A 25,105-nucleotide genomic window follows, 5' to 3' on the forward strand; every position below is an offset into this window, starting at 1 on the left:
ACAAAAACTTACTTTTTGCTTACAAAAGGAATAGAAGATGCTATATTGAATCTGAATAATCGGAGGATGATATGCATCTTAAAAATTCGACGGGGGTTATAGCCTCTACCCTGGCCGCTCTTTCTGCAACCGCAGCAATGGCCGCTACCACGCCATACGACCTGATTCGCCCGACCTGGCCCTTGAGCTGGGACGCGAAAGTGTTCGAAAACTTTGACACGACGGTCACCAAGAAAACAGGTATGCTTCCGAAAGAGGCTACTCCCGCAAGTTTTAAGGCGGGGGCGATGATGCCCGACACCTTGGACCAGGCCTACCTTGACGCCATCAACACCAAGATTTCGCCGATTCGCGTGAACCAGGCGGGCTACCTCAAGAGCGATAAAGAGCGCCAGTTCTACTTTGTGGGCAGCAAGGCGACGGAATTTGAAGTCGTGGATGCAGACGGCAAGTCGCTCAGCACCAAGATTACCGGAACGTTTACCGCAACCGAAACGACAACCAAGAGCGACTGGACAATTATTGCTGGCACCGACGTAGCAACAAACGACCCGAAACGCTACAAGGTTGAAATCACCGGACCTGAAGGCAATATCTTTGTCGGCAAAATCCCGCAGAACGTACCTACCGAAAAGCGCCTGCGTATCAAGGTCGGAGACGAAATCTCCAGCACCTTCATTGTGAGCGACGACGTTTACACCATGGCAAAAGACGCCTCCCTGAAGTTCTTCGGCATCCAGCGTAGCGGTAATTCCGAATCGTGGTTCCACGGCCCGAGCCATACCAAAGATGGCGGCGGCAAGGTGGTAGTTATTGAAAACAACAAGTCCGTGGCTGCTGAAGGCTATACATCGAAAGAAGGCGCCTTGCAGGGCGGCTGGTACGACGCAGGAGACCACCTGAAGGAATCCCAAACGCAAGCCTTCGCCTTTGCAGCACTCGCCGTGATGTCCGCCACGAACCCCGCCAAGGACGTAGACCACTACGCTTACAACCAAGGTGAATTTGTAAAGACCGACGGCGTGCCCGATGTTCTGCGTGAAGCCAAACACGGTGCCGACTTTTTCTTGAAAGCGTACGAATTCGCCAAGGGCGTCGTTGACGATATGCCCGTTTCCGTGGGTAACTTCGGCAGTGATCACGGCTGGTGGGGGCGCCCGGAAGTTCAAGACTATGTAACCGTTACCGGCCGCGGAGGTCCAACCGAACGCGATGTACGACTCGGCGAACTCGGCGCCAACATTTCCAGTGAAATTGCTGCTGGCCTTGCCATTCTCAGCAAGGACTACGCCAAATACGACAGGAAGTTTGCAGACAGTTGCTTGGTGGTAGCTGAAAAGATGTACGACTTCGCCAAGGCTCTTGCTCAAGGCAAAGACAAATACGACGGCGACAAGCCCTTTGTCAATAATAAACAGGCTGCAGGTTGGGGTTCGCTTGCCTATATGGGCAACAACGAATTTACCGACGACTTGGCACTCGCTTCGGTGGCGCTCCTGTACGCTACAGGCAAAAAAGATTACGCCGACGACGCTTTACGTAATAAAGAGTTATACGATGGTCAAAGAGAACTCAATTGTGCCGGCTGTTTTAACGGTGGATGGTTCATGACTAATAATTACGGAGGCATGTTAAAGAGTTCCAAAAATACAAGCTGGGCAAACGCACATTCATACGCCCTATACGCTCTGTACAAGTTAATTCTTGCCGACAAGTCCAAGGCTACATCTGAATATGGGCTTACCGAAGATGAACGCCTTGCCGCTATTGAAGACTGCCTTGCCGATATGATCGACAACATCAGTTACCTAAGCAGCTCAGGCAATTCCATCACGCTCCCTGCACCGGAAACAGGCAAACTATTATCAAACACCGTCAGCTACGATCCCATCTGGTACACTATGTTGACTGATCAGGCATGGATTTTCAATGGTTATCAAGCCGGCAACATCTTTGAAGTATTGGCATACGCCGACGTGGCCGCCGATATCGAAAAGCAGGGCGTCACGCTCCCGGCCATGGCAAGCACAGGCCTTAAAGCAAGCGAAATGCGCCAGCTCGGTATCAATCAGTTGAACTACCTATTCGGCGTAAACCCGTGGGACATCTCGTTTGTGTATGGCGTAGGCGACAAGAATGACGCGCACCCCTTCCACAGGGCAGCAAACCCCGAAGGCAAAAATTGGCCGGGCCTCGCTTATAAATACAACGCCCCTGTCGGAGCCCTGGTAGGCTGGCAAGACCCCGCCACAACTTCAATGAATCCTGACAGATTGAGCTGGGAAAACTTCTATATCTCCGAGGTGACGCTCAACGCAGCAACACTTTTGACATCTGCCCTCACCCTCGTGAGTAACGGCGGTAGCGACTACTACGAAAAGAAGTGCGATAACTGCGATACCACGGAAGCCTCGCCCTTCTCCAACGAGGTTTATACAACGGCATACCACTACACGATCAATAAAATGGACTTTTTTAATGTTCAATTCGTCAACGAAACCCTGGATGACCTCGATAGCGTTGTCGCCTACATCTATTTTGATGCAAGCGAAGAAGATATTGACGCTTGCGGAGCCATATTCGACAATGACATTTGTCAAGCCTACGACATCGGCGGTTTTAATAAAGTCTGCGATAATGACCGAGAACTTAGAAACCTTTTGAGAAGCACCCCTCCAGTAAAGGTCGAAGACACCTACAATAAAGACAAGAATACCTACACTTGGGCACAGGCCATCAGTGTCGGCACCATTGGCCTTGGCGGCAGGCTTCGTCTTGACATAAGCATTTCTTCTGGCGTTAAACAAAATAACGTGTGCGAAACATTTCGCACGCCCTCCAAGGTCAAAGTCACTGACGGCTGGAGCTTTACCGCCCACTCTGAATCCAAGGACGCCCCGGCCTACGACGGCGCTCCTGACTGGGACAAAGACCAGGGCGATATTCAGCAGCCGCCTCGTGACCCGTACAACGTCATTCGCAGCAAGGGCAAACTCCTGTGGGGTTACGGTCCGGGTGAAACCACCAGCGACCGCGTCGGCTTTGTAGCGCCGAAGACAACCATTGCCAAGGCTCGCATGCAAGTAGGTAACAACAGGCTCTACGTGCTTACCAACACTGAAGGCACCAAGACTGTCAAAATCTTTGACATGCTCGGCAACCAGCTGATGGCCCGGGACTTCTACGGAACCCGCGCCGAAGTGAGCCTCGCAAACCTTCCGCACCGCGGCGCCCTGATTGCAAGGGTCATGCAAAACGGCAAGGTCCTTGCAACCCAGAGCATCAGAATCAAGTAAGTTCATTACATATCATGAAAAAGTCGGCCCACAAAGCCGGCTTTTTTTTGTTTTTTCGTGGTACTCTTTCGGGAATTTTTCATATATATTTAGGGCATGAATCTGCTTGAATTTTTACAACCGATGCCGGTCGTGGGCATTCTCCGCGACATACCCCAGGGCGCCGAAGAATCTTGCGTCAAGACGGCTGCCGAATGCGGCCTCAAAGCGATTGAAGTCACCATGAACACCGCAAACGCCGAAGCAATCATCGCCGACCTCAAGGCCGCTGCAAAGCCTTACGGCATTACCGTAGGTGCAGGCACTGTGCGCCACGGGAGCGACTTGGACAAGGCTATTGCCGCAGGTGCTGAATTTATCGTGACGCCCAATACGCGCAACGAAATCATCCGCCTGTCTGCCACGGCGCGCATCCCGATTATTCCGGGCGCACTCACACCCACCGAAGTCCAGAAGGCATACGACCTCGGCGCCACCGCCGTAAAGATTTTCCCGGTAAACTGCGTGGGCGGCCCCGAATACATCAAGGCGCTGCGCGGGCCGTTCCGCGACATTCCACTGATGGCATGCGGCGGCGTGAACCCGGAGAACGCCGCAAGCTACTTGAAGGCCGGCGCAAACCTGCTTTCGTTCGGCGCAAGCATTTACGACCCGAAGCTGATGGCCGCGGGCGACTGGGCAACCATTGCCGAACGCCTGAAAAAGCTCCTCGCTTCCATCAAGTAGGATTTTTTAGTTCCTGGATCCCGTTCGCCACTTCGTGGCTCCAGGATGACAAGCTTCTACTCCATTCCTGGATGACGTGAGGGGGGGACGGAGACCTTTTGCTGCAGGGATGGCCTCCTGAATGACGTATACAACAGAGTCTTCCTCGACCAACGGGAGGGGATCCATAGACACGCCCATCTGAAACGCATTGCGGTTCCTGGACGACTTATGAAAAAATCCTACCGAACGGCAGGATTTTCTAGTTCCTGGATCCCGTTCGCCACCTCGTGGCTCCAGGATGACTTCTACTAGAGATCCTGCTCCTTCGAACCTAACTCAACTAAGAAACTAAAGTTTCAAGTTTCGTATATCGACTGCGAGCCTTACGGCTCTCCTCCACATAGAGGATAACTCAACTAAGGCAACAAGTTGCCAAGTTTCGTATAGCTCAGGATGACACTCTGGGTTACTTTTCCATTTCCTGTTTCATCTTGTACATGGAAACGTCGGCGCTGTGCAGCATGTCGTCCATTTCCTTGTAGTCTTCGGCGGAATAGGCGATGCCGTACGCGAAGGATGCTCGTTTGTCCACAATCGTAATTTCGGACACGGCCTTCTGCATGCGTTCGGCGCAGACCATGGCCCCCTTCTTGTCGGTTTCAGGACAAATGACCAGGAACTCGTCACCTCCCATTCTAAAGAGCTGGTCGGTTTCACGCAGGATTCCCTTGATTGCCGAGGAGACCGAACGCAGGAGCAGGTCACCCGCCTGGTGGCCATACAGGTCGTTCGTCGCCTTGAGTCCGTTCAAGTCAAAATAGATGATGGCGAACTGCGAGCCGTAACGCTTGGAACGCGAGAACCATTCACGCAACGAGTACATTCCGTGACGACGGTTGAAGCATCCCGTCATGTCGTCCGTCAGGGAAATGTCGCGCAAGTTCCTAAGCGAGCGGGAAAGACGAATATGCACGTTCACGCGAGCAAGCAGGATTTCGGAAATGGCACTCTTGCTTACAAAGTCCGATGCGCCCGCCTGGAACCCCTTGGTCACGCTGTCGCTATCTTCGCGGCTCGTGAGGAAAATAATCGGGAGATCATCCAGCGGATGGCGCTGGCGAATACGGAGGCAGACATCGAAGCCGTTCATGTTCGGCATATTGATATCCAGAAGAACGAGGTCCACGGTATTGTCTTTCAGGAACTCGAGAGCGTCCTTGCCCGAATTGCAACTGGTAACGTCGTAGCCCACCTCGGTCAAGAGGTGTTTCGTCTTCTCAATGACTTCCGCGTTGTCATCGACTATCAGGATTTTTTCTTCGACCATAAGTTTCCCCCAGGTGAATGGGTTACAATACTAAAATAACAAAAATTCCAGCGGGGGCACCTCGCGAATCAGCCCAAGTCGTGCCGCATGTTCAAAAAATAAGGTTAGCGAACGCTTGCGGGCTTCGGTAAAGCGGTAATCCAGCGCCGAATAATAATTCTCGACCACCGAACGGGAAAGTTTCACCGGGTAGCGCCCAAGCCACCGGTCCAAGGCCCGCGACGGATTCGTACGGAAGCTTTCGATACTTTCGCGCGTCGCCTGCAAGTACATTTGAAGCGTCCGCCGCAATTCCGGCTGCAAGGCCGACTTCGAAATAATCCACGCTCCAAAGACAAACGGCACGCCCTGCCAGTCCTGCCAAAGTGAACCCAGGTCATAGTCGAACGCAAACCGATGCCGTTCATTTTCTTCGAGGGCCTGGTCGCCAATCAAGAGGCAGGCGTCGTCGGAAGGCTCGTAGGCCCCAACACCGTATACAGGCTCAATCCCGAACCGTTCCCGCATCAGGATTTTCAACAAATTCACTGATGTCATGCTCTGTCCCGTCAAGCGGACCTTCCGTCCATTCAAATCCTCGATCGGGTATTTTGCATACAACTTAACCGAACGGACTTCAAACGAGCAGGAAGTGCATATATCGGGAGCAAGAACGAAGGCGCCCGGTTTTTGCGCAAAGGTAATCGAAGAAGCCGGAGACAGATGGATCGAGCCGTCCTTGAGGCCCGCACAGTGTGCACTCGGAGGGCCGTCCACAAATTCCACGTCGCCAAGTTCGGACTCTCGACCAAGGAAGTCATGAAAAAACGGCGCACAGACCAAAAAAGGGATTCGTCCAACTCGTAAAGCCATATAAAAAAGTTAATTTTTCGCCACGACCTGCAACAGGGTCAAAAATCAAATAACAGAAGAATAACCGAAAAATGGCTAAGGTATAATGGCTGTATTTCATGTGAAGAAGACCTCGCTCGGCGACGACCAGACTTCCCTGGTGTTCAAGGGCAAGATTGTTGAAGGGCCCATCAGCAAGGGCATGACCGTAGAAATCCCCGTCACTCAAGAGGCGGTGGTCAAGATGAAGATTTTCGATGTCGTCCTGTTCGAAAAGCAGAAGGACGAATCCAAGAAGGTTGGACTGGTAGTCGATTTCAAGGACCTGCCCGATGACATGGAAGTCATCATGAGCCTGAACATCGCCGAAGAAGACCTAACGATCGTAAACGAATAAGGCAATTCCGCCTTTTCGCAAAATAACGGATGATACAATGATTAAAGAAAGACTGCGGGGAGTGAATTTGGGCGGATGGTTCAGTCAGGTGGACTGCATCCAGGAAAAAGATCCCGTCGGTTTTCCCGGGATCATTGAACACATCAAGACATTCCTCGGCGACGCAGATTTCAAGCGCATCCGCGGTGCGGGGTTCAACCACGTGCGCCTGCCGGTGGACTACTTTAACCTGTTCGACGAAGGCTCCCTCAAACCCAAGGACGAAGTATTTGCGCTGCTGGACAAGGCCATCAAGGAAATCCAGGCAAACGACCTCGACGTGATTCTCGACCTGCACAAGTGCCCGGGGCACGACTTCCATCTGGGTTGCTCGCAGGAACAGCCCTTCTTTGTAAGCGCCGACGCCCGCAAGGACACCGCCAAGGTCTGGTCGTTTATGGCCGAGCGTTACAGCGGCGAGTCGCGCGTGATGATGGAACTCCTGAACGAGCCCGCCGCCGCCGATTCCCTGGTTTGGGACAAAGTAAAAGACGAAATTTTCTGGGCAATCCGCAAGCACGCCCCGAAGAACACCATCGTGGTAGGGAGCAACAAGTGGAACAGCGCCCGCGAGTTCAAGTACCTGACTCCCATGGACGACGACAACGCCATCTACAGTTTCCACACCTACACCCCGGTGACCTTCACGCACCAGCATGCGGCATGGATTGGCGACCCGTTCTTCCACATTGACCGCCCGTGGCCCGGCGACTATGCCGCACCTGCTCCCGACGAAAGCGGAAAGACCCGCCTCGACGTGGAATACGGCAAGTGGGACAAGGCCCGTCTGCAAGAAAGTATCCAGAACGCTCTCGACTTCCGCGCGAAGTACGACCTGCCCGTCGCCTGCAACGAATTCGGGGTGTACGTGCAAGTCGCACGCCAGTACCAGCTGGCATGGATGCGCGACTTCATGGAAATCCTGCGCGATGCAGACGTAGGCTACAGCTACTGGAACTACAAGAACCTGGACTTCGGCATCGTGTCGAAGGGAGAATCGCTGCACCAGAACCTGAAGCAGTACGACAATCCCGAAAGACTCGACAGCGAACTCATGGAACTGCTCGCCAAGGGGTAAGCCCGAATTCAGAATTCTGAATTCGGAGTTCAGAGTTATTAAAAAAGCACCCAAACATTGTTTGGGTGCAATTCTTTTTTTCCGAATTCTGAATTCCGAAATCCGAATTACTTTCCGGCGGCTTTCTTCTGCATTTCGCGGCGCTGGGCTTCGGCGAGCATGCGGGCCATTTCGAGGCGGCTGTCTTCCTTTTCCTTGCGCTTGGTTTCTTCCTTGCAGTTCACACACTTGGTTGCAGTCGGAACCGCAATCAGGCGGGCCTTCGGAATGAGTTCGCCGCACACCTTGCAGATACCGAAGGTACCCTTCTTGATGCGCTTGAGCGCTTCTTCGAGGTACACCAGGTACTTGCCTTCGCGGGCAGCCAGGGAGAAGTTCGTTTCCAGGGCGTTATAGTCGGTTGCGAGGTCGGCACTGTTGGATTCGCCACCTTCGCCTGCCTGCGCCTGGTTCTTGAAAGTTTCCGTCTTGTCAAAATCAGTCTGCGCCGTTACGATCTGGCGGCGTTTTTCAATCAACATATCTTCAAAGAACTTCAAATCCTCATCACTCATCTTGACGGGTTTCTTTTCAGCAGATTTCTTCTCAGCCATGGTTTTCTCCTTGGTTGCAATTACGCATTTGTTCCGATAGAATGATAAATAACTTATTTTTTCAAAAAAGGGTAAACTTTTTTTAGAAAATATCGATATTAATGTCTAGACCGTTCTTTTTGACATCGTTCAGCAGGGAATCGACGTCCTGGAGCAGCTTGTCGAGCTCCCTATTGATAGGCGAATCCTTCTGAAGCAGGAGTCCGGCGGAATTATCCCCTTTGGCAAGCTTTGCCATAATTTTCTCGGACTGGGACTTCAGAACATCTACCCTCGACAACAGTTCCCGCGTACGGTCCATCAAATTATCGACCTCAGCAAGCTTGCTCCCTGCACGGGACGACACCCCGTCCAGCGCCGCCTGCGCACTTTCCAGGGAACGGTCGCATTTGTCAAGCAAGGACTGCACCTCGCTCTTCCATTCGCGGACATTCCCCTTGGTCAGCTTCACAAGTCGATCCGCCTTGTTAGAAACGCGATCAATCTTCTTGCCCGCAGCCCCTTCGGAAATGGAATCCATAAGAGCGACCAGAGTATCCCGGATTTCACCGGCACCATCCATAATCGCCGTAAGTTTCTTTCCCACGCCCGTCATGCCCTCGTCAAACACACCGAACAACGTATCGCCGTCCGAAACGAGCCGCGGGCTGTCTCCCGAAAGCACATTCATTTCACGTTCACCCATCAGTCCCGAATTGATCAGCCTGAATTCCGAATTGACGGGAATCTTCGATGTTGTGAGAACTTCCGCAGTCACGTAGACGGCATCGTCCGTCAGCTCCACCTTGGTAATCTGGCCACACTTGATCCCGCGAATGCTGACCGCATTGCCCGGGGAAAGGGTGCCAACCTTCTGGAAGGAGACGACAAAGACATACCTGTCATGGTAAGGGCTTGCAGGGTGGAAAAAGAACCATGCCCCGCAACAGAGCACGACAATGACAACAAATACGACAAACGGCAACAGGTTCTCTTTGATGAGCCTTGTGAATCTATTCATAGTAGGACCAATTCTGATTGTCGAAATCTAACAAATCATCGACATACTCGCCCTTGGCCTTGGCCTTAATCTTTTGCATTAGGGCCTCATTGAAGTCCTGCGCCACGTTCTGGCCGCTATATTTCATCAAGGTATTCATGGCAATCACCTCGGAAATCACCGTCAGGTTCTTACCGGGCGCCACAGGAATCACCACCTTCGGGATTTTCACCCCCATGATTTCTTCTTCCTGCTCGTTGAGGCCCGTACGGTCGTAACCACCGTCGCGCTGCCACTGTTGCAGCTCCACGATAGTTTCGATCTTTTTCACCTTGCGGATCGCGTGGATGCCGAACATGGAGCGGATATCGAGGATTCCTACGCCGCGGATTTCCATGTGGTGCTTGATCAGGGGATCGGGTCGTCCGATAATGGCGCGTCCCACGTTACTGATGTGAACCACGTCGTCGGCCACCATGCGATGCCCGCTTTCCACGAGGTCCAGCACGCATTCGGACTTACCCACGTTGCTGTCGCCGATATAGAGCATGCCCACGCCGTAGACATCAACAAGGCTGCCGTGAATCACAGCATGCGGAGCAAAGAATTCCTCCAGGATTCGCTGGGCAATCTTGTTGAACTCGTAAGTGTGGAGCGTCGTCGAAAACAGCGGGATATTCAGACGGTCGCACATCGCCCGCAGTTCCGGGTGCGGCATCTGCGAATGGGTCACCACCCACATGGGCGCCCTGTATACAGACAAATTCTCGAAGACCCTGGCGCGAGCCTCGGCGCCGATCGATTCAAGGTAATTCCATTCGGTATGCCCCACCACCTGAATCTGCTGGGAACTGTAAACCTTGGTGAACCCCGCCATCGCAAGGCCCGGCCTATGAATGCCGCTTTCGGCAATAGGCACTTCCAGGCTCGATTCGTCGGAATGGCAGGCCATCTGGAGGTCCCTGCCATAATGCAAAAAAAAGTCCCGCACCAGGAGACGTTCCCGGTGCAGGATCTTGATGTCTTTTAACCTAGACTCAGCCACGATGCATTTACCGGTTATACAACTTCGGAAACGGGCTGGGCACGGTGATCGTTCTGCTTATCGTTAGCCTTCTTGAGCTGGACCTTGATACGTTCGAGCGTCACGTCGACGGCCTTGCCCATGTTTTCTTCGTCTGCGGAAGCAACCACCTGGGAGCCGGTAATGTTCACGGTAATTTCACAATGACGCTGATGTTCTACTTCGTGGTCAAGAATAACGGAGGCACTGGTGATATTCGGATAGAAGCGGGCCAATTTGTCCATTTCTTCTTGAATGCGATCCTGAAGTCCGGCAGAAGCGTTGAAATGACGAGCAGAGAACTGAATATCCATATTAATAACCTCCATAGAATGGGTTCTTATTGTATTGGTGGAACTTTTGCTCCACGTTTAGAGTATATACATCTTTTTTTGTTCAAAAACAAAGTTTTTTTGAAAAATTTTTCAAAAAAATTATTCCAAGTTGGAATAATGCCACCTAAAAGGAGCTAAATCAGTCTTTTTCGCTGACTTGCCGGAAGAATGCGCAGTTCCTTTTCGCGGTACTTGGCGACCGTACGGCGCGCCACCTGGATTCCCTGCTCGGCCAACTTGTCCGAAATGGCCTGGTCCGAAAGGGGTTTCTTCTTGTCCTCGGCATCCACGAGCTTCTTGATGGCGTCCAGGATGGTCGCCGAGCTGAGCTCCTCGCCGCTTGCGCCGGGAAGGCTATCCTGCTTGACACCCGAGGTAAAGAAGCGCTTGAGTTCGTAGACTCCGTAGGGAGTATCCACGTACTTGCCGTTGATGGAACGGTTCACGGTGCTCACGTCGCGCTTGATGTCGTCGGCGATGTCCTGCTGCACCATGGGCTTCAGGAAAGCGGGTCCCTTGGTGAAGAAATCCTTCTGGCGCTTGAATATCGCCCGCATCACGAGTTCCATGGTCGAGTAGCGGTTGTCGAGCGCCTTGATGAATTCCACGGCCTTAAAGAGGTGCGTGCGCACGTATTCCTTGTCGGACTTAGATGCACCCTTGTCGTCTAGAATCGCCTTGTAGGTCTGGTTGACACGGAGACGCTTCTGCATCGAGGAGCGGACCGATTCCACTTCCATGCGGCCATGCTTCTCGACGACCTTCAGGTCGGCGGCGACGGTCTGGATGCGGGCATTCGACAGCTGGAAACCGGGGTGCGGACTGAGCCTTGCAAAACTGGCCACGGCCTGTTGCACCTCTTCGGTCGATACCCCGAGCGCCCTGGCGATTTTCGCATAACGTAACGAAAGAAGGTCCTCGTAACAATTTTCGAGAATCTTGATGCCGAGCGGCGGAAAATTCGGGATGGCGTAAGCCTGGATCATAAAGCATTCGCGCTGGTCACGGGCTCCGATACCGCGCGGAGTAAAGCCCTGCAGCACGTGGAGCGCCTCACGCACGGGGAGCGAACACTCTTCGAGTGACTTCTCGCCGCGGAGCATCGCCTCGATTTCGTTGACCAGCGGGTCCTGTGATTCGCGGATCAGCGACACCTCCGAGGACACTCCCTGCAAAAAACCGTTTTCGTCGAGGGAATCGATCAGGTATTCCACCAGCTGGCGGAAACGCTTTTCGGAGCAGCCTTCCTTGGAGAGCTGTTCCAATTGCTCCTTCGTGCCGGACCACAGCAGCAACTGGTCGCGCAACTTGTCCTGAAGGCTCTTCCCGTAATCCTTGATGGGGCGGTCCCATTCGTCGTCCGCATCGTTCGACGGGGCATTCAGATCCTTGAACGGGGCGTCCTCGTTCATGGAGCCGTCCTTCAGGTACTGCTCGTAGTTGATATCGCCGCTGTCGGAACCGTCCAAAAGCTGGCTATCGCCCACGGCGCTGTCCTCGAGCGAGGAATAGTCCGCGGAATCGTAATCGTCGAAATCGTCGGGACGGTCGTCCTTGAGTTCCGCCCCGGAATCCGGAAGCTCGTCATCGTGGACTTCGCGTTCGTCCATCGGCGCGGAATCGTCCAATTCCAGAAGCGGGTTGCTTTCCAGTTCTTCCTTGATCGCCGTGTCGAGTTCCAGGGAATTTTTCTGCAGAATGGTTACGAACTGCCGTAACTGCGGCGAGAGCGTCTGCTCCAGTCGTTGAGAGGTACCAAGTTGCAATCCGAAATCCATAGGCGATAAGTAGTAGAAAGTGATTAGAAGCAAGTCATCCTGGAGCGTAGCGACGGGATCCAGCACTGGATTCCCTCCCTTCGGTCGAGAATGACTGTCAATCTTGTTGAAGTTTGTCTATCCTAGGCTGAAGCTGTCTCCTAGGTAAATGCGGCGAGCTTCGGGGTCGTTCGCGAGGTATTCCGAAGAACCTTCCGTCAGCACCTGGCTCTTGTACATGATATAGGCACGGTCGGTAATCGAGAGCGTCTCGCGCACGTTGTGGTCGGTAATGAGTACGCCCATTCCGCGTTCCTTGAGTCCCGATATAATCGACTGGATATCGGCCACGGCAATCGGGTCGATACCAGCGAAAGGTTCGTCGAGCAACAGGAACGACGGGTCGCTCGCGAGGGCGCGCGCAATTTCGAGGCGGCGGCGTTCACCGCCCGAGCAGCTCATGGACTTGGTCTTACGGATGTGCGTAATCTTGAATTCTTCCAGCAGTTCTTCGAGGCGGCGCTTGCGCTCGGACCGTTTCATGTCCTGCGTCTCGAGAATCGCCATGATGTTGTCCTCGACACTTAGCTTGCGGAAGATGGAGGCTTCCTGCGGCAGGTAACCGATACCGAGGCGCGCACGCTTGTACATCGGCTTGTCCGTCATCTCGATGTCGTCGAGGAAGATATGTCCCGACTCCGGACGGACCATGCCCACGATCATATAGAACGACGTCGTCTTCCCCGCACCGTTCGGCCCGAGCAGCCCGACGATTTCACCCTGCGACACGCGGATGGACACGTCGCTCACGACCTGGCGACCGCCATAGACCTTTCTCAGGTGTTCCGTGCGTATGGTACTCACTAAGTTTTTCATGGTTCCTTTCTGCTACTGGAAGAATTTACTAAATCCGACGGCGCAGTGTTAGTCTTATCTTTCTTTTTTCTCAATTTGTCAAAAAATCCGCGTTTTTGAGGGTTCCGCGCCATTGCGGATGAATCCTTCACGGCAGTCGCCTTGCGAAGGGAATCACGCTCGGCACGAGCCTTTTCCAAGGAATCCTTCTGCGCTTCCTTGCGCAGGCGTTCCGTCTTTTCCATATCGATATAGCGGCCGCTCGCCATGGTACCGCCACCGAGAAGCCTAAGCGACTTGACCGCATTTTTCTGCGCATCGAACAGGATGTGGATGGTATCGCCCGTCGCCTCGTTCTTGCCCGCGACCGAGCGGTCCTTCTTCACGTAAAAATAGGTGCTCTGCGCCTTGCCCGAAACGACCGCCTTGTCCATCTTGCCCTGGTTGAAATACAGGTCGAGGCGGTCCCCGTCCATCAGGTTGCGGTAGTCCTTGAGGTCGTCCTCGTAGAAGAATCCGCGGGCATTCAGGTTCACGTACAGACGCTCGATCTTGTCCTTGCTGAATTCCGCATACAGCGTATCGCCGAACGCCTCGGTCACATGGCCAGGGGCGCCCCTCTTGGCTTCTTCCTGCTGCACGCCGTGGGCATTGCGGATCACGAGGGCGGACTTGAGCGACTTTCCGGCAGAGTCCAACACCAGGAAAATTGAATCGCCCGTCAGGTGGTAATTCTTCATGTCGCAGGTCGGGTGGCCCTTCATCGAGAGCCAGTTGTTCTGGCGGTCAAAGTAGCCCGTATCGCAGGTGACCACCATGTCGTTCTGCGTCACCTTCACCTGGTCGTAGGCCTCGGCGAAAGCGTTTTTCTTGTTGTAGATAATGCGCCTTGCGGAAATCGTCACCGTATCGATCTTGCCGTTTTTCGTCTTTTCGAACTGGTGGAGTTTCGGCTTCTGCGGCATCGTGAGAATTTCGTTCTCGCGATCGTATTCCAGATACTCGCCCGTAAAGAGGTAGGTCGTCGCGGAATCGCCCGCATGCACGTCGCCAGACGCAGTCGCGATTCCCTTTTTCTTCTGGTAGATGCCGTTGTGCGCGTCGATGAATCCGGACGGGTGCGTAAAGAGGAAACCGCCGCCGCACTGCACCGTCTCGGCGTCCTTGTTCCAGAAGGCGCGCTGCGTGCGGAACTGCACGCTGTCGTGTACAAAGTGTACACGACCCTGCAAGAGCAGGGTACCGCGCTTGCGGGCGACAGCAAGGCTGTCGGCGTGCTTCATGATCAGTGGCGATGTCTGGGCGGCGGCGCCTGTCGCGAGGAGCGCGACAAGCAGCAGCGGCAAAAGCCCGCGCAGCATATTACAAATCGGTGCGCCCACTAGTCCACCATCACCTTCGCCTTCGGGCGCTCGCCGCTCTTGGCGGGGCGCCTCGGCAAATCAGGACCGGCTTTTGCCGATGCTGAGTCCGGGACGGACTGCGCCGCCGGCTTCGCAGGGGCGGCCTGCAGCGGTACAGCATTCGCCTGCGAATTTTGCCCCGGATTTTTCGTCGGGGCAGCCGATGCAGGACTTGCGGGAGTCGCCGCCTGCACGCTGTCACGGGTCTCGATTTCCTTCGCCTGTTTTTTGTCTTCGTCTTTCAGGCGCCGGGCGGCATCCTGGAAAATTCCCGTCACGTTCGAAAGGATACGCCAGTTGTCCATGTGGGCGTCGCTCACGAAACCCTGCCCCTGCAGCACGTCGCCTTCTTCGCTCACCACGCGCACGTAGCTCTGCGTCGTCACCAGGTTGTCCTTCTTGTTCCAGATGAGCGAATCGGAACGCACCGAGGCGCCCTTGGGAGTAAGCGCATACACGTGCCCATAGGCATAGACGTAAGTGAACTTCAGGTCCATGCGTCCGGAATCCGCACGCAGGAACGCCGTACGTTCGCCGAGAGAATCGTAGATATCCACCAGCACCGGACGCACGAAAACGACCTCCTTGTCGCTCCAGCGTTCCAGATAGGCGGTCTTCAGCTTCCAGGCGAGAACGCCCTTGTCGTAGCTGTCCATCAGGGTGGTATCGGTAAAGAGCATTTCCGGGCGTTCCACCTGGAGCCACGGCTTTTCCTCTTCGATTTCTTCGCAGGCCGAAAGCAGGATACATAGCCCAAAGAGGACCGATGCAAGCACCAGTCCTTCAATCATTCGTCTATGCAAAAAACGTGCCACGAAGAGCAATTTAGAAAACACACGACAGGGCGGCGATGCCTTTTTAGCCCTGATTCGCTTCGAGCTTGCTGATTTCGCCCGCCTGCTTGTCGCAGATGTTCTTCAGGTTCTCGATTTCGGCATCCTTCTTGGCTACTTGGTCCTTAAGGTCTTCGCACTGGGCGGCGTATGTCTGCTTGGCCTCGGTCTGGGTCTTGAGGTCATTCAAAAGGCTGTCGGCGGAATTGCGGAGGCTCTGCACCGTATTTTCGGCATCCTTGAGGGCGGCGTCGCTTTCGCAGGATTCGTCTTCGTCGGCGCAAAGGTCCTTGATTTTCTTGGAAACAGCAATAGCGGCAGCGGCACCTACGGCAAGACCAGCAATAAAACTAGAGGCTTTCATATTAAACTCCTTGGGATTATTTTCCCTAATAATATATAATTTGAAATTAGCAAAAACGCAAAAAAAAGAACTTACTTGGTAGAATTTAGAGCTTAGGGAAGTATTTTTTCGAAGCAAAAGACCCCTAGGATTGCTCCTAGGGGTCTTTGCAGCGGGAAGAGCGAGATTCGAACTCGCGATAGGATTAAGTCCTATACGTCCTTAGCAGGGACGCGCCTTCGGCCAGCTCGGCCATCTTCCCATCTCGGGGACACAAATTTTAGATAAAATTCAGCAATTTTTCAAGGGTAAAGAAGCAAAAACCCTAAATTTCGCCCCAAAAACGCACATTTTTTTACAATTAGCGAAGTACAAAACCAAAATTTCTAAATTTTTAGTATGCATCTCCTTAAAAAATTGCTCAAAATCGTGGCCGCATTCGCCCTGGTCGGCCTGATTTGCTGTATTCCCGCCTATATCGTCGTCTTCAAGATCCTGCCGACCCAGGATCCGGACAACCAGTTCAACCGCGCGACCATCCTGCAAGTCCTTTCGGGCGAGACCCGCGTCTACTATAACGACGGAGAACAGCTCCTAGGCGCCTTTTTCGATGCAAACCACCGCGTGTACGTGCCCTACGGCGACATCCCGGCAAACATCGTGAACGCCCTGATCGCCGCCGAAGACGCCGGCTACTGGAACCACAACGGTTTCAGCATCTACGGCTTTACCCGCGCCATGGTCTCGAACCTGAAAAGCGGCCACATGCGCCAGGGCGGATCCACGCTCACCCAGCAGACCGTCAAGAACATTTTCGGACGTGAAGAAAGGAGCATCAAGGAAAAGGGCAAGGAGCTCATCAACGCGCTCCGCATGGAAAACCATTTCAGCAAGGAAGAAATCCTGGAATTCTACCTGAACCAGTTCCACGTTTCGGGTACCGGGAAGGGCGTCGCCATCGCCGCGCAGTACTTTTTCAACAAGGACCTCAAGGACCTCACCCTTGCCGAATGCGCCTTTATCGCCGGTTCCGTGAAGGGCCCCTTCAACTACGACCCGTTTATCCAGCGTAACGCCGAACGCCGCGAGAAGGCGCTCGCCCGCGGCAAGGAACGCCTGGAATACGTGCTCGGTCGCATGGTCGAGGAAAACTACATATCGCAAGAGGACATGGACGCAGCCCTCGCGAAACCGCTCGAATTCAACCACGGCAATTTCCGTTTCAGCGTCAGCACGATGCTCGACCGCATCGAAGAAAAGCTGGACGGCGAATTCTTCCAGAAGAAATTCGAGGCCGAAGGAATCGAGGACTGGCGTAAGGCGCAGCTCTCGATTACGACAACCGTGGACGCCAGGAGCCAGGACGCCGCGAAGACCGCGCTGCAGGCAAACATCAGCGGACTCCAGATGCAGCTGGGCGGTTTCGTGCTCCCGAAGGCGCAGTTCGCGAACCGCGCCCAGACGGCACGCAAGGGCGACTACCTGTACGGCACCATCGACAGCATCACGGTCGACGAAAAGGGGAGTCTCAAGTCGTTGACGCTAGGTTTCGGCCAGCTCAAGGGAATGGTCTCCGAGGCAGCCGTCAAGGACTTCGCGAAAAAAGCCGGCGGTGACGTGAACAAGATTCTGGCACCGCAGCTCAAGAAAGGCGCTATCTTGCTGGTGAGCGTCATGGACGACAAACTGATAGACGGATTCGCACAGTGCCAGATCGAAACGGAGCCCGTGCTGCAGGGCGGACTTTTCGCCATCCAGAACGGAAACGTGATCGCAAGCCAGGGCGGTTTCCACAATACCGGATTCGACCGCAGCTTCAAGGCGGTGCGACAGCTCGGTTCCAGCTGGAAGCCGATTCTTTACGCCCTTGCGCTCAAGTACCACTGGCATTACCTCGACATGCTCGAGAACGACTTCAACGTTTTCCAGTTCGTGAACCAGTTCTATTTCCCGCGGCCCGACCACAAGAACAAGGGTGATGTCGTGAGCATCGCCTGGGCCACGACGCGATCCGAAAATATCGCGAGCATCTGGCTCCTGGAACACCTGCTCGACAAGGTTCCGCTCGAAGAATTCAACGAAGTGGCCGCCGCCAACGGCTACGCCCGCACCGAAGACGAAGACACCAAGAAATACTTCGAACGCCTGCGCGACAAGTTCGGGCTGATCCTGAAAGAAGATGTCAAACGCGAAATCGAATTCACCAAGGCACGCGACGCCCTCGCCGAACGCTACAGGAACGAAGGCAAGGACGACAAGGCACGCGACGTGATGAACCTGCGCTACGGAACCTTCAACGACATCGCTATCAAGCAGGCGAAGAAGGATTCGAAGATTATCGCCTTCATCAACCACAACTACAAGCGCTATGCGGAAATCCTGCGCGAACGCCAGGCCCAGGAGCTGGACCCGACCGCCGTGCTCACGCCGCTCGATTCGGTGGTGCTGTACGACCACTTTACGCTCGCCGACATGAAGCGACTCTCGACGATGATCGAACCGGTCGACGGAGAGGCGGACTATCTTGATGCCGAACATATCCGCTACTGGCCCGACTTCCGGCGTTCACTTTCGTTCGCGGAATACGCGCGGTTCGCAAAAGAAATCGGCATCAAGCAAAAACTGCAGAAGGTATTCAGCATGCCGCTCGGCGTAAATGACATCACGCTCGCCGAGATTTCCACCGCCTACCAGACGATGCTCACGGGCAAGGTCTTCAAGTGCCTGGACGGCGACTGGACCGATCCCTGTTTCATCAAGGAAATCAAGAACCGCGACGGCAAGGTGATTTTCAGGAACAAGACCGAAAGCAAGGTCGTGCTCGGCGATACGATTACCTCGCAGATGGCGGTCATGTTGCATTCCGTGTTCGTGAACGGGACGGCCCGAAGCCAGTACACCAGCATGACGGTGACTTCCCCGGACAGCGCCATTACGCTGCGCTACCCGGCACTCGGAAAGACCGGTACCACCAACGATTACAGGAACGTGGCCTTCATGGGCGCGCTCCCCACTTACGTGAACGAGAAAAACGGCATCTCGACGGATTCCGTGGTCGCTATCGGAAGCTACGTGGGCTTCGACGACAACAAACCGCTGAAATCCGGACGCACGCGCATTGCGGGTGCAAGCGGCGGCCTTCCGCAGTGGGCCGATTTTGCGAAGAAGGAAATCGAGATCCTCGGCATTCCCGAAAAGATCGACTTCCTTGACATCTCGATGCTCGCCGCGGGCGAAGTGCCGCTGGTACTCCCCAACGAACGCGGCCAGCTGACGGTGGACCCGATGACCGGAAACATCATGGCAGGCGCAGATGCAGCCCAGGGACGACCGCTCCCGTGGATCGACGTTCCAGGTTTCACCCCGCCGCAAGTGCAGAACGCAGCCGCAGAAACTGCAGCCGAAAACGGAATCATGGTAAGCCTCCCGATGCCCGCGACGGAACAGGCCGCCACGGCAGAACCGCCAGCACCATCGGAAAACACCGAAGCCGCACCACAGACAGCCTCGGGCGAAAATGCAACGACAGCGGCACCGCAGGCTGTGGAAAACACGGTCGCAACGGAATCGGATACCCCGAACGCCGCTCCGGCGAGCGCTCCTGCCGAAAACGCAGCCGCCACGCAACCCGCACAGCCTGCACAGCCGAAGGCTGCCGCCATGCCCAAGGATGACGACTGGGACCTGCCTGCAGGATTCGACAGCAAGAACGCCTTCGTGCCTATCGAAGCGGAATAACCAGTTTCTTCCTGCTCCAACATTTTTACACTCTTACAAAAAAAGACCGTGGCTTCAAAATTCGCCACGGCCTTTTTACGTTGTATAAGTTGGATGTCGAATCACTTCACCGTCACGCGCATCGCCTTGGAAAGGCCAATTCTGCGCACAATGTAGGCGCCGTTTGCATAGCCCGCCTGTTTGAGGGTCGCCGAGAGATTCGTTCCGACATTATCGATGCGGCCGAGGAACTTGCCTGTCGCACCGAACACGTTGTAAGAGGCATTCTGCTGCGGGGCAAGGCGAATTTCTTGAGCAAGCTTCAGCGGATTGTTCGGATCTTCGAACTTGATCCAGTCCACGTTCAGATATTCACCCGTAATGAGAAGCTTGAGTACATGTTCTCCCTTCTTGAGTTCCACGGAACCGAGTTCCGTTTCCTTGTAAACGTCAAACTTTTCTTCGTCGGTCTTTAAGCCAGTAAGCGATTCCGTAACGGGTTCACCATCGACAAACAGCTGGAGGCCCGCCGTCTCAAAGGGAGTCGCCAGGTTTGCCGTGATATCGTACTTGGCATCGGCAGCGACATTGACCGTATATTCGAGCCATTCATCCGCCTTCGTGTAGCCGATGGCATAGCCTTCACAATCCTTGGTATTGCTTTCGTCGGAGCAGCCAAAGCCAACGACATCGACTTCGTCTTCGCGGTAGGCCTTGCCCTGGTTTTCGCGGTCGGCATCGTAGAAGGCCTTGTTGTGTCCGCCTTCGTCATAATTTTCAGCCTCGATGACTCCCGGAATCGTTGCAGCGACACCCTTGTACGGAGTCTGCGGAACGGCGGTCTTTTCGCTTTCCATGTACCAGTAATCGAAATCGAAACCACCTTGTTTTACAACAAAGTAAAGGTCATCAACCCCGGCAGCGTTTTCTACATCAAAGGAATTTTCTTCCCACTTGGAACTTGCAGGCACATTGATGGTGGCAAGCAAGGCGCCCGTCTCGGAGCCCGCATGGACTTCAAGTTTGCCGCCGTTGCCCTTGGTGCAAAGGATAATGCGGTCGGCACCGTCACCCATATCGACAGAACGCACCTTGGTATAGAAACCAGTACTCATTCCGGTCAGGTAGACATTACCCGATTCCACCGCCACATGGTTGATGATGGTATAGTTGCCGCCATCGGGATCACGAGGCTTGTCGACAGTCATGCCGCCTACCCACGCCTTGGTTTCAGCTTCGACGCGCTCGAACGGGTCCAGGTTCTTGATCGGTTTCTTGACGCCGTCGTTGGTGGACTTGATGGTCGGAATAGAACCGTCGGCATTCCAGGTAAATTCCTCGATTGCAGTAGAGCGGCTATAACCGCCACCGTTCACGTTCTTCTGGTTATGGTAGAAGAAGAAACTGCGCCCCTTGAAATCGATAAGGCCGGAATGGTTGGTGAACGCCGTATTGTTGCCCTGGTCCATGATGACACCGCCCCAGGTCCACGGGCCCGTCGGGGAATCACTCGTAGAGTACGAAATCTTTTCGGGCACGCCGTGGGAGGCATAAATCATGTAATACTTCTTGCCGCGCTTGTGAATCCACGGACCTTCGGTGTACTTGGAATCCTCTCCGTTCGGAGCAAAACCACGGCTCATGTCGGTCACCTTGATATCGCCATCGAACGAAATCATGTCTTCCTTGAGTTTGGCATAATAAAGCTTCGGGTTGCCCCAATAGAGGTAAGCCTGTCCGTCGTCGTCAATCCATACGGTCGGATCGATGTAGTCCCAGTTCGGCCCCGCAAGGTGCTTGCCGTTCAAAGCGTCCTTGAAGGGACCTTCGGGTCTGTCGGCCACGGCCACGTTGATGGCGCGTCCGCCCCGGGTCGATTCCACGGTCACGTAGTAGTAGTACTTGCCGTTACGGCGCACCACCTGGGCAGCCCAGTCACCGTTCTTCTTGGCATTTCCGCCAAAGTCCTCGTTCGAAAGGATGAGCGCGCCGCGATCAGTCCAGTTCACCATATCGGTGGTGCAGGAGACGCGCCAACCGTGCATGGTAAAGAAGTGGCCGCCTTCATCGTTACCCGTGTACACGCAAACGGTATCGCCGAACACGACCGGAGCCGGGTCCGGAGAATAGTAGGTCTGGATAATCGGATTATCTGCCATGGCCGAGGTGCAGAGCCCGAAACCAATGAGGGCGACGGCCGTCCTGACGCTCTTCGCAAACTTCATATTTCATCCCTTTTCGCCTCAAAAAGGCGACTTTCATAACTCACCGGTATAAAGTTATCCCTAAAAACGATGAAAAATCCACGCAAAGGGCATCTTTGCGTGGACAAGTTATCAATAAATGGCGATTTTTAGTCGAATTTAGCCGTTTTTCACTTATTTGGGCGAGAACGGTCCTGCAATCTAGCGGCTTCTTCGCGCATGCGCTTGCGGGCGCGTGAACCGGGGCGGTTCCTGCCGATAGTGCGGTGGCCTTCCTGATTCTGAGGATTACCGCCGTTCGGCTTTTCGCGATTTTGCGGAGACTGCTTCTGCTGATTTTTCGGTTTTTGCTGATTTTGCGATTTCTGTTGATTTTGCGCCTTGGAGGCGTTATGCTGCGGGCGCGGAGCGTTCTGCAGGTCGCGAGCATCCCGTTCCTGGTTTTCGCGACGGTCGCGGTTTTCATGGCGATTCTGCCCGCCACGATTCTGCTTATTGCCGTGACGGTTGCCTTGGGGGAATCCGCGGCCGCGGGCGTTGCGCATTTCGCTTTCGGGAGTCTCCTTTTGCGGGGGCGGGAGCTTCTCGAAAATGGCCTTGTCACCTTCGGGAATACTGATGCGGGTCAGTTTCTCGATGGCACGCAGATCCTGTTCCTCGTCGGGGGCGCAGAACGAGATGGCAATACCGTCTTTCCCTGCGCGGGCGGTACGACCGATGCGGTGCACAAAAGTTTCGGGAACATCGGGCAGGTCGTAGTTGAACACATGCGACACGTCGTCCACGTCGATTCCACGGGCGGCGATATCCGTCGCGACCAGTACGCGAATTTGTTCGCACTTGAAGTTGCCCAAGGCTTCTTGCCTGCGGTTCTGGCTCTTGTTGCCGTGAATCGCAGCGCACTTGATGCCCGCCTTTTCGAGTACGCGCGTTATCTTGTCTGCACCGTGCTTGGTGCGGCTGAACACCAGCACCTTTTTCATCTCGGGATGCGCGAGCAGGAGTTCCTTGAGGAGCGCTCCCTTGCGGCGCTTGTCGATACGGTAAAGTTCCTGATGGATGCGTTCGATGGGCGTGCTCTGCGGCGCCACCTCGACCCGCACCGGGTTCGGGCGGAGAATTGTCGCGGCAAGCTTCGTGATATCGTCGGGCATGGTCGCGCTGAAGAACAGGTTCTGCCTATTCTGCGGAAGGAGCGCCACCACCTTGCGGATATCGTGGATAAAACCCATATCGAGCATACGGTCGGCCTCGTCGAGCACGAAGAATTCCAGCGCCTTCAGCGAAACAGCCTTCTGGTTGATAAGATCCAAGAGGCGGCCCGGAGTCGCCACCAACACGTCGACACCGCGGATCAAATTACGCTTTTGCGAAACATCGCTCACGCCACCGAAAATGCAAGCCGTCGAAATGGCCGTAAACTGCGCGTACTGCTTAAAGCAATCCTCCACCTGGATCGCGAGTTCACGCGTCGGCAAAAGAATCAGCGCACGGCAAGTTTTCGGAGCACGGAACTTGCCCGAATCCAGCAACAGCTGCAGAATAGGGAGCGCGAAGGCAGCCGTCTTTCCCGTACCCGTCTGCGCAATGCCCAGCAAGTCCTTGCCCTCGAGCAAACTAGGGATGGACTGTTCCTGGATAGGAGTCGGCTGTTCGTAGCCTACAGCGCGGACAGCACGCTGCAAGGGATTAGCGAGAGGAAGTTCCGAAAAAAGCATAAATATACGAATATCCCCGACAGATCCTATCGCCACTACGCGGCGCTAGGATGACAGGGGATGAATTTAAGATTACTTCTGCAAGTTCAGGCTTGCGTTTGCGGCACCGTACAGGCTGATACTGTAATCCTTGATGATGTACACCGGGATCTTGTTCAGGAGCGGACGGATGTTCGGGTTGTAGTTCTTTTCGAAATACTTCATGAACAAATTGTCGCGTTCAAGCCAGCGCAGGTCCTTCTGCACCGTACCGCCGGCCAGATAGAAACCGCCCAGCGGGAGGAAGAGCGTGGCGGCATCGCTTGCAAAGCGTGCAAGCATCTTCACGAACAGGCGCATCATTTCGGCGGCCACCGGATCGGTGTCGCTCGCACGGCTGATATATTTCGGACGGTCGTTCGGTTCGGTTTCTTCAATCTTCTTGAAGGCTTCATTATCGGGAACGCCGCGGGTTTCCTTCCACCATTCGTACATGTTACGGAGACCCATGCCGGACACAAGCGGTTCTACGCCAGGAACTGCACCGAGTTTCTTTTCCATGTAGTCGTGGAATTCCTGGGAATCCTTGTCGAACGGAGCGAAAGTGGAATGGCCGCCTTCGGAGCAGGCCGGAATGTACTTTTCGCCGTCAAAAGCGAGGAAACCGACGCCCATGCCGGTGCCCGGGCCGACAACTGCCTTGGTCGTCTTTTGCGGGGCGGGCTTGCTGCCGTCGGTGTGAGCCAGCTGGTGAATCTGGGCCGGGTCATTCACGTCGAGAGTCGGGATGCCGTAGCTGATTGCCATGAAGTCGTTGATCACGAGCGTCGGGATTCCCGTCGCATCGGTGATGGCGTCGCCATCGACACTCCACGGGAGGTTCGTCATGACGCACTTGTTAGCAGCCACGGGGCCCGCGGCGCTGATGCAGATGTGGGACGGCTTGAGGTCTGCGCGGCTTTCTACGGCAATGCGGAGCGTTTCGCGAATAGGTTCAATCAGTCCGCAAATGTCCTTGGACGGGCAATCCGTTTCAAGAATCAGCGTAAACTTGCCATCCTTGTAACCGACCATGCCGAGGTTCGTGTTCGTACCACCAATATCGCCTGCCAAAACGAGGCGATCAAACTTTGCATCGGGATTAAGCCATTTGATTTCCATAGAAAACTCCAATTTTTTTTACAAGATAGTTAAAGTCCACATTTCAGGGTCTTGCCGTGAAGTTCCCTGCCTTTATTTTCGGGCACATTCCGCAAGAACTGCTCGAGCTTGATCCCTTCCAAATAGCTGCGGATCATGGAATTCAGTTCTTTCCAGACGGGAAGAGTCACACAGATATCGGCACGTTCGCAGGAGTTCTCGGAATCGTCAAGGCACGCCACGGGAGACATTGAGGTTTCCACCAACGAAAGGATCTGCCAGACGCTACAAGTCGAAGGTTCGCAGTTGAGCCTGTAGCCACCCGCCTTTCCGCGGGCTCCCGCAAGCAACTTTCCACGCACCAATGCGCCCAGGATTCCTTCGAGATACTTCTCGGAAATCTGCTGGCGTTCGGCGAGTTCCTGCAATTTCACGTAATCGTCCCTGCCGTTATTCGCAAGGTCAATCATCACGCGAAGCGCGTAGCGTCCTTTAGTCGAAATTCTCAAC

20 protein-coding genes and 1 tRNA gene are annotated in these 25,105 nt (G+C 54.5%); 5 read left to right on the forward strand and 16 right to left on the reverse strand.

The features are described from left to right. The first annotated feature begins 71 nt into the window (after nucleotides 1-71). A complete protein-coding gene (locus tag BUA93_RS11675; protein WP_083597400.1) occupies nucleotides 72-3,296 on the forward strand; it encodes a glycoside hydrolase family 9 protein in 3,225 nt (1,074 codons plus the stop codon). 96 nt (nucleotides 3,297-3,392) lie between these two features. After that, nucleotides 3,393-4,022, forward strand: coding sequence for a bifunctional 4-hydroxy-2-oxoglutarate aldolase/2-dehydro-3-deoxy-phosphogluconate aldolase (locus tag BUA93_RS11680; RefSeq protein WP_072979641.1), 630 nt, complete (start codon nucleotides 3,393-3,395; stop codon nucleotides 4,020-4,022). Between the two features lie 448 nt (nucleotides 4,023-4,470). Here BUA93_RS11680 and BUA93_RS11685 read toward each other — a convergent pair whose 3' ends face one another. Further along, entirely contained in the window at nucleotides 4,471-5,331 is an 861-nt protein-coding gene (locus BUA93_RS11685) for a GGDEF domain-containing response regulator (RefSeq protein ID WP_072979642.1), read from the reverse strand. A 30-nt stretch (nucleotides 5,332-5,361) separates the two neighbouring features. After that, complete coding sequence (locus BUA93_RS11690; RefSeq protein ID WP_072979643.1) at nucleotides 5,362-6,183, reverse strand: menaquinone biosynthetic enzyme MqnA/MqnD family protein; 822 nt, start codon at nucleotides 6,181-6,183, stop codon at nucleotides 5,362-5,364. A gap of 85 nt (nucleotides 6,184-6,268) precedes the next feature. On the opposite strand from BUA93_RS11690, the gene BUA93_RS11695 reads away from it, so the two are divergent. Further along, nucleotides 6,269-6,559, forward strand: a complete 291-nt coding sequence (locus BUA93_RS11695) for a hypothetical protein (protein ID WP_072979644.1) — start codon at nucleotides 6,269-6,271, stop codon at nucleotides 6,557-6,559. 37 nt (nucleotides 6,560-6,596) lie between these two features. Then, the gene (locus BUA93_RS11700; RefSeq protein WP_072979646.1) at nucleotides 6,597-7,676 is read left to right on the forward strand and encodes a glycoside hydrolase family 5 protein; all 1,080 of its coding nucleotides are present in this window, start codon (nucleotides 6,597-6,599) and stop codon (nucleotides 7,674-7,676) included. A gap of 107 nt (nucleotides 7,677-7,783) precedes the next feature. Here BUA93_RS11700 and BUA93_RS11705 read toward each other — a convergent pair whose 3' ends face one another. From BUA93_RS11705 to BUA93_RS11750, 10 genes are all read right to left on the reverse strand, one after another. Beyond that, complete coding sequence (locus BUA93_RS11705) at nucleotides 7,784-8,269, reverse strand: TraR/DksA family transcriptional regulator (protein ID WP_072979648.1); 486 nt, start codon at nucleotides 8,267-8,269, stop codon at nucleotides 7,784-7,786. An 82-nt stretch (nucleotides 8,270-8,351) separates the two neighbouring features. Continuing rightward, on the reverse strand, nucleotides 8,352-9,269 hold the full coding sequence (locus BUA93_RS11710) for an MlaD family protein (protein WP_072979650.1): 918 nt from the start codon (nucleotides 9,267-9,269) through the stop codon (nucleotides 8,352-8,354). Further along, nucleotides 9,262-10,293, reverse strand: coding sequence for an HPr(Ser) kinase/phosphatase (gene hprK / locus BUA93_RS11715; protein WP_072979652.1), 1,032 nt, complete (start codon nucleotides 10,291-10,293; stop codon nucleotides 9,262-9,264). Before hprK ends, BUA93_RS11710 begins: the two co-directional genes overlap by 8 nt. A 14-nt stretch (nucleotides 10,294-10,307) precedes the next feature. Next, nucleotides 10,308-10,625 carry a ribosome hibernation-promoting factor, HPF/YfiA family gene (gene hpf / locus BUA93_RS11720; RefSeq protein ID WP_072979834.1) on the reverse strand — a complete coding sequence of 106 codons (318 nt, stop codon included), beginning with the start codon at nucleotides 10,623-10,625 and terminating at the stop codon, nucleotides 10,308-10,310. A gap of 155 nt (nucleotides 10,626-10,780) precedes the next feature. Beyond that, a complete protein-coding gene (rpoN, locus tag BUA93_RS11725; protein ID WP_072979654.1) occupies nucleotides 10,781-12,424 on the reverse strand; it encodes an RNA polymerase factor sigma-54 in 1,644 nt (547 codons plus the stop codon). A 117-nt stretch (nucleotides 12,425-12,541) separates the two neighbouring features. Next, the gene (lptB, locus tag BUA93_RS11730; RefSeq protein WP_072979656.1) at nucleotides 12,542-13,279 is read right to left on the reverse strand and encodes an LPS export ABC transporter ATP-binding protein; all 738 of its coding nucleotides are present in this window, start codon (nucleotides 13,277-13,279) and stop codon (nucleotides 12,542-12,544) included. Continuing rightward, complete coding sequence (locus tag BUA93_RS11735; protein ID WP_175547431.1) at nucleotides 13,276-14,640, reverse strand: hypothetical protein; 1,365 nt, start codon at nucleotides 14,638-14,640, stop codon at nucleotides 13,276-13,278. Before BUA93_RS11735 ends, lptB begins: the two co-directional genes overlap by 4 nt. Further along, nucleotides 14,640-15,476: an LPS export ABC transporter periplasmic protein LptC gene (gene lptC / locus BUA93_RS11740; protein ID WP_254793966.1), complete on the reverse strand. Its 837-nt coding sequence runs from the start codon at nucleotides 15,474-15,476 to the stop codon at nucleotides 14,640-14,642. Before lptC ends, BUA93_RS11735 begins: the two co-directional genes overlap by 1 nt. A 43-nt stretch (nucleotides 15,477-15,519) precedes the next feature. Continuing rightward, on the reverse strand, nucleotides 15,520-15,858 hold the full coding sequence (locus tag BUA93_RS11745; RefSeq protein WP_072979660.1) for a hypothetical protein: 339 nt from the start codon (nucleotides 15,856-15,858) through the stop codon (nucleotides 15,520-15,522). 152 nt (nucleotides 15,859-16,010) lie between these two features. Next, nucleotides 16,011-16,099: transfer RNA gene (locus BUA93_RS11750), tRNA-Ser, on the reverse strand. Between the two features lie 137 nt (nucleotides 16,100-16,236). On the opposite strand from BUA93_RS11750, the gene BUA93_RS11755 reads away from it, so the two are divergent. Next, nucleotides 16,237-19,575: a transglycosylase domain-containing protein gene (locus BUA93_RS11755; RefSeq protein ID WP_072979662.1), complete on the forward strand. Its 3,339-nt coding sequence runs from the start codon at nucleotides 16,237-16,239 to the stop codon at nucleotides 19,573-19,575. 101 nt (nucleotides 19,576-19,676) lie between these two features. On the opposite strand, the gene BUA93_RS11760 is transcribed toward BUA93_RS11755, so the two are convergent. The 4 genes from BUA93_RS11760 to BUA93_RS11775 form a co-directional block, all read right to left on the reverse strand. Then, nucleotides 19,677-21,779, reverse strand: a complete 2,103-nt coding sequence (locus tag BUA93_RS11760; protein WP_072979664.1) for a family 43 glycosylhydrolase — start codon at nucleotides 21,777-21,779, stop codon at nucleotides 19,677-19,679. A 149-nt stretch (nucleotides 21,780-21,928) separates the two neighbouring features. Further along, nucleotides 21,929-23,476, reverse strand: a complete 1,548-nt coding sequence (locus BUA93_RS11765; RefSeq protein WP_072979666.1) for a DEAD/DEAH box helicase — start codon at nucleotides 23,474-23,476, stop codon at nucleotides 21,929-21,931. 72 nt (nucleotides 23,477-23,548) lie between these two features. Further along, on the reverse strand, nucleotides 23,549-24,616 hold the full coding sequence (locus BUA93_RS11770; RefSeq protein ID WP_072979668.1) for a glucokinase: 1,068 nt from the start codon (nucleotides 24,614-24,616) through the stop codon (nucleotides 23,549-23,551). A 29-nt stretch (nucleotides 24,617-24,645) separates the two neighbouring features. After that, nucleotides 24,646-25,104, reverse strand: a complete 459-nt coding sequence (locus BUA93_RS11775; RefSeq protein WP_072979670.1) for an RrF2 family transcriptional regulator — start codon at nucleotides 25,102-25,104, stop codon at nucleotides 24,646-24,648. Nucleotide 25,105 lies beyond the last annotated feature (1 nt).

Source organism: Fibrobacter sp. UWH4, assembly GCF_900142475.1.
Classification (GTDB): Bacteria; Fibrobacterota; Fibrobacteria; order Fibrobacterales; family Fibrobacteraceae; genus Fibrobacter.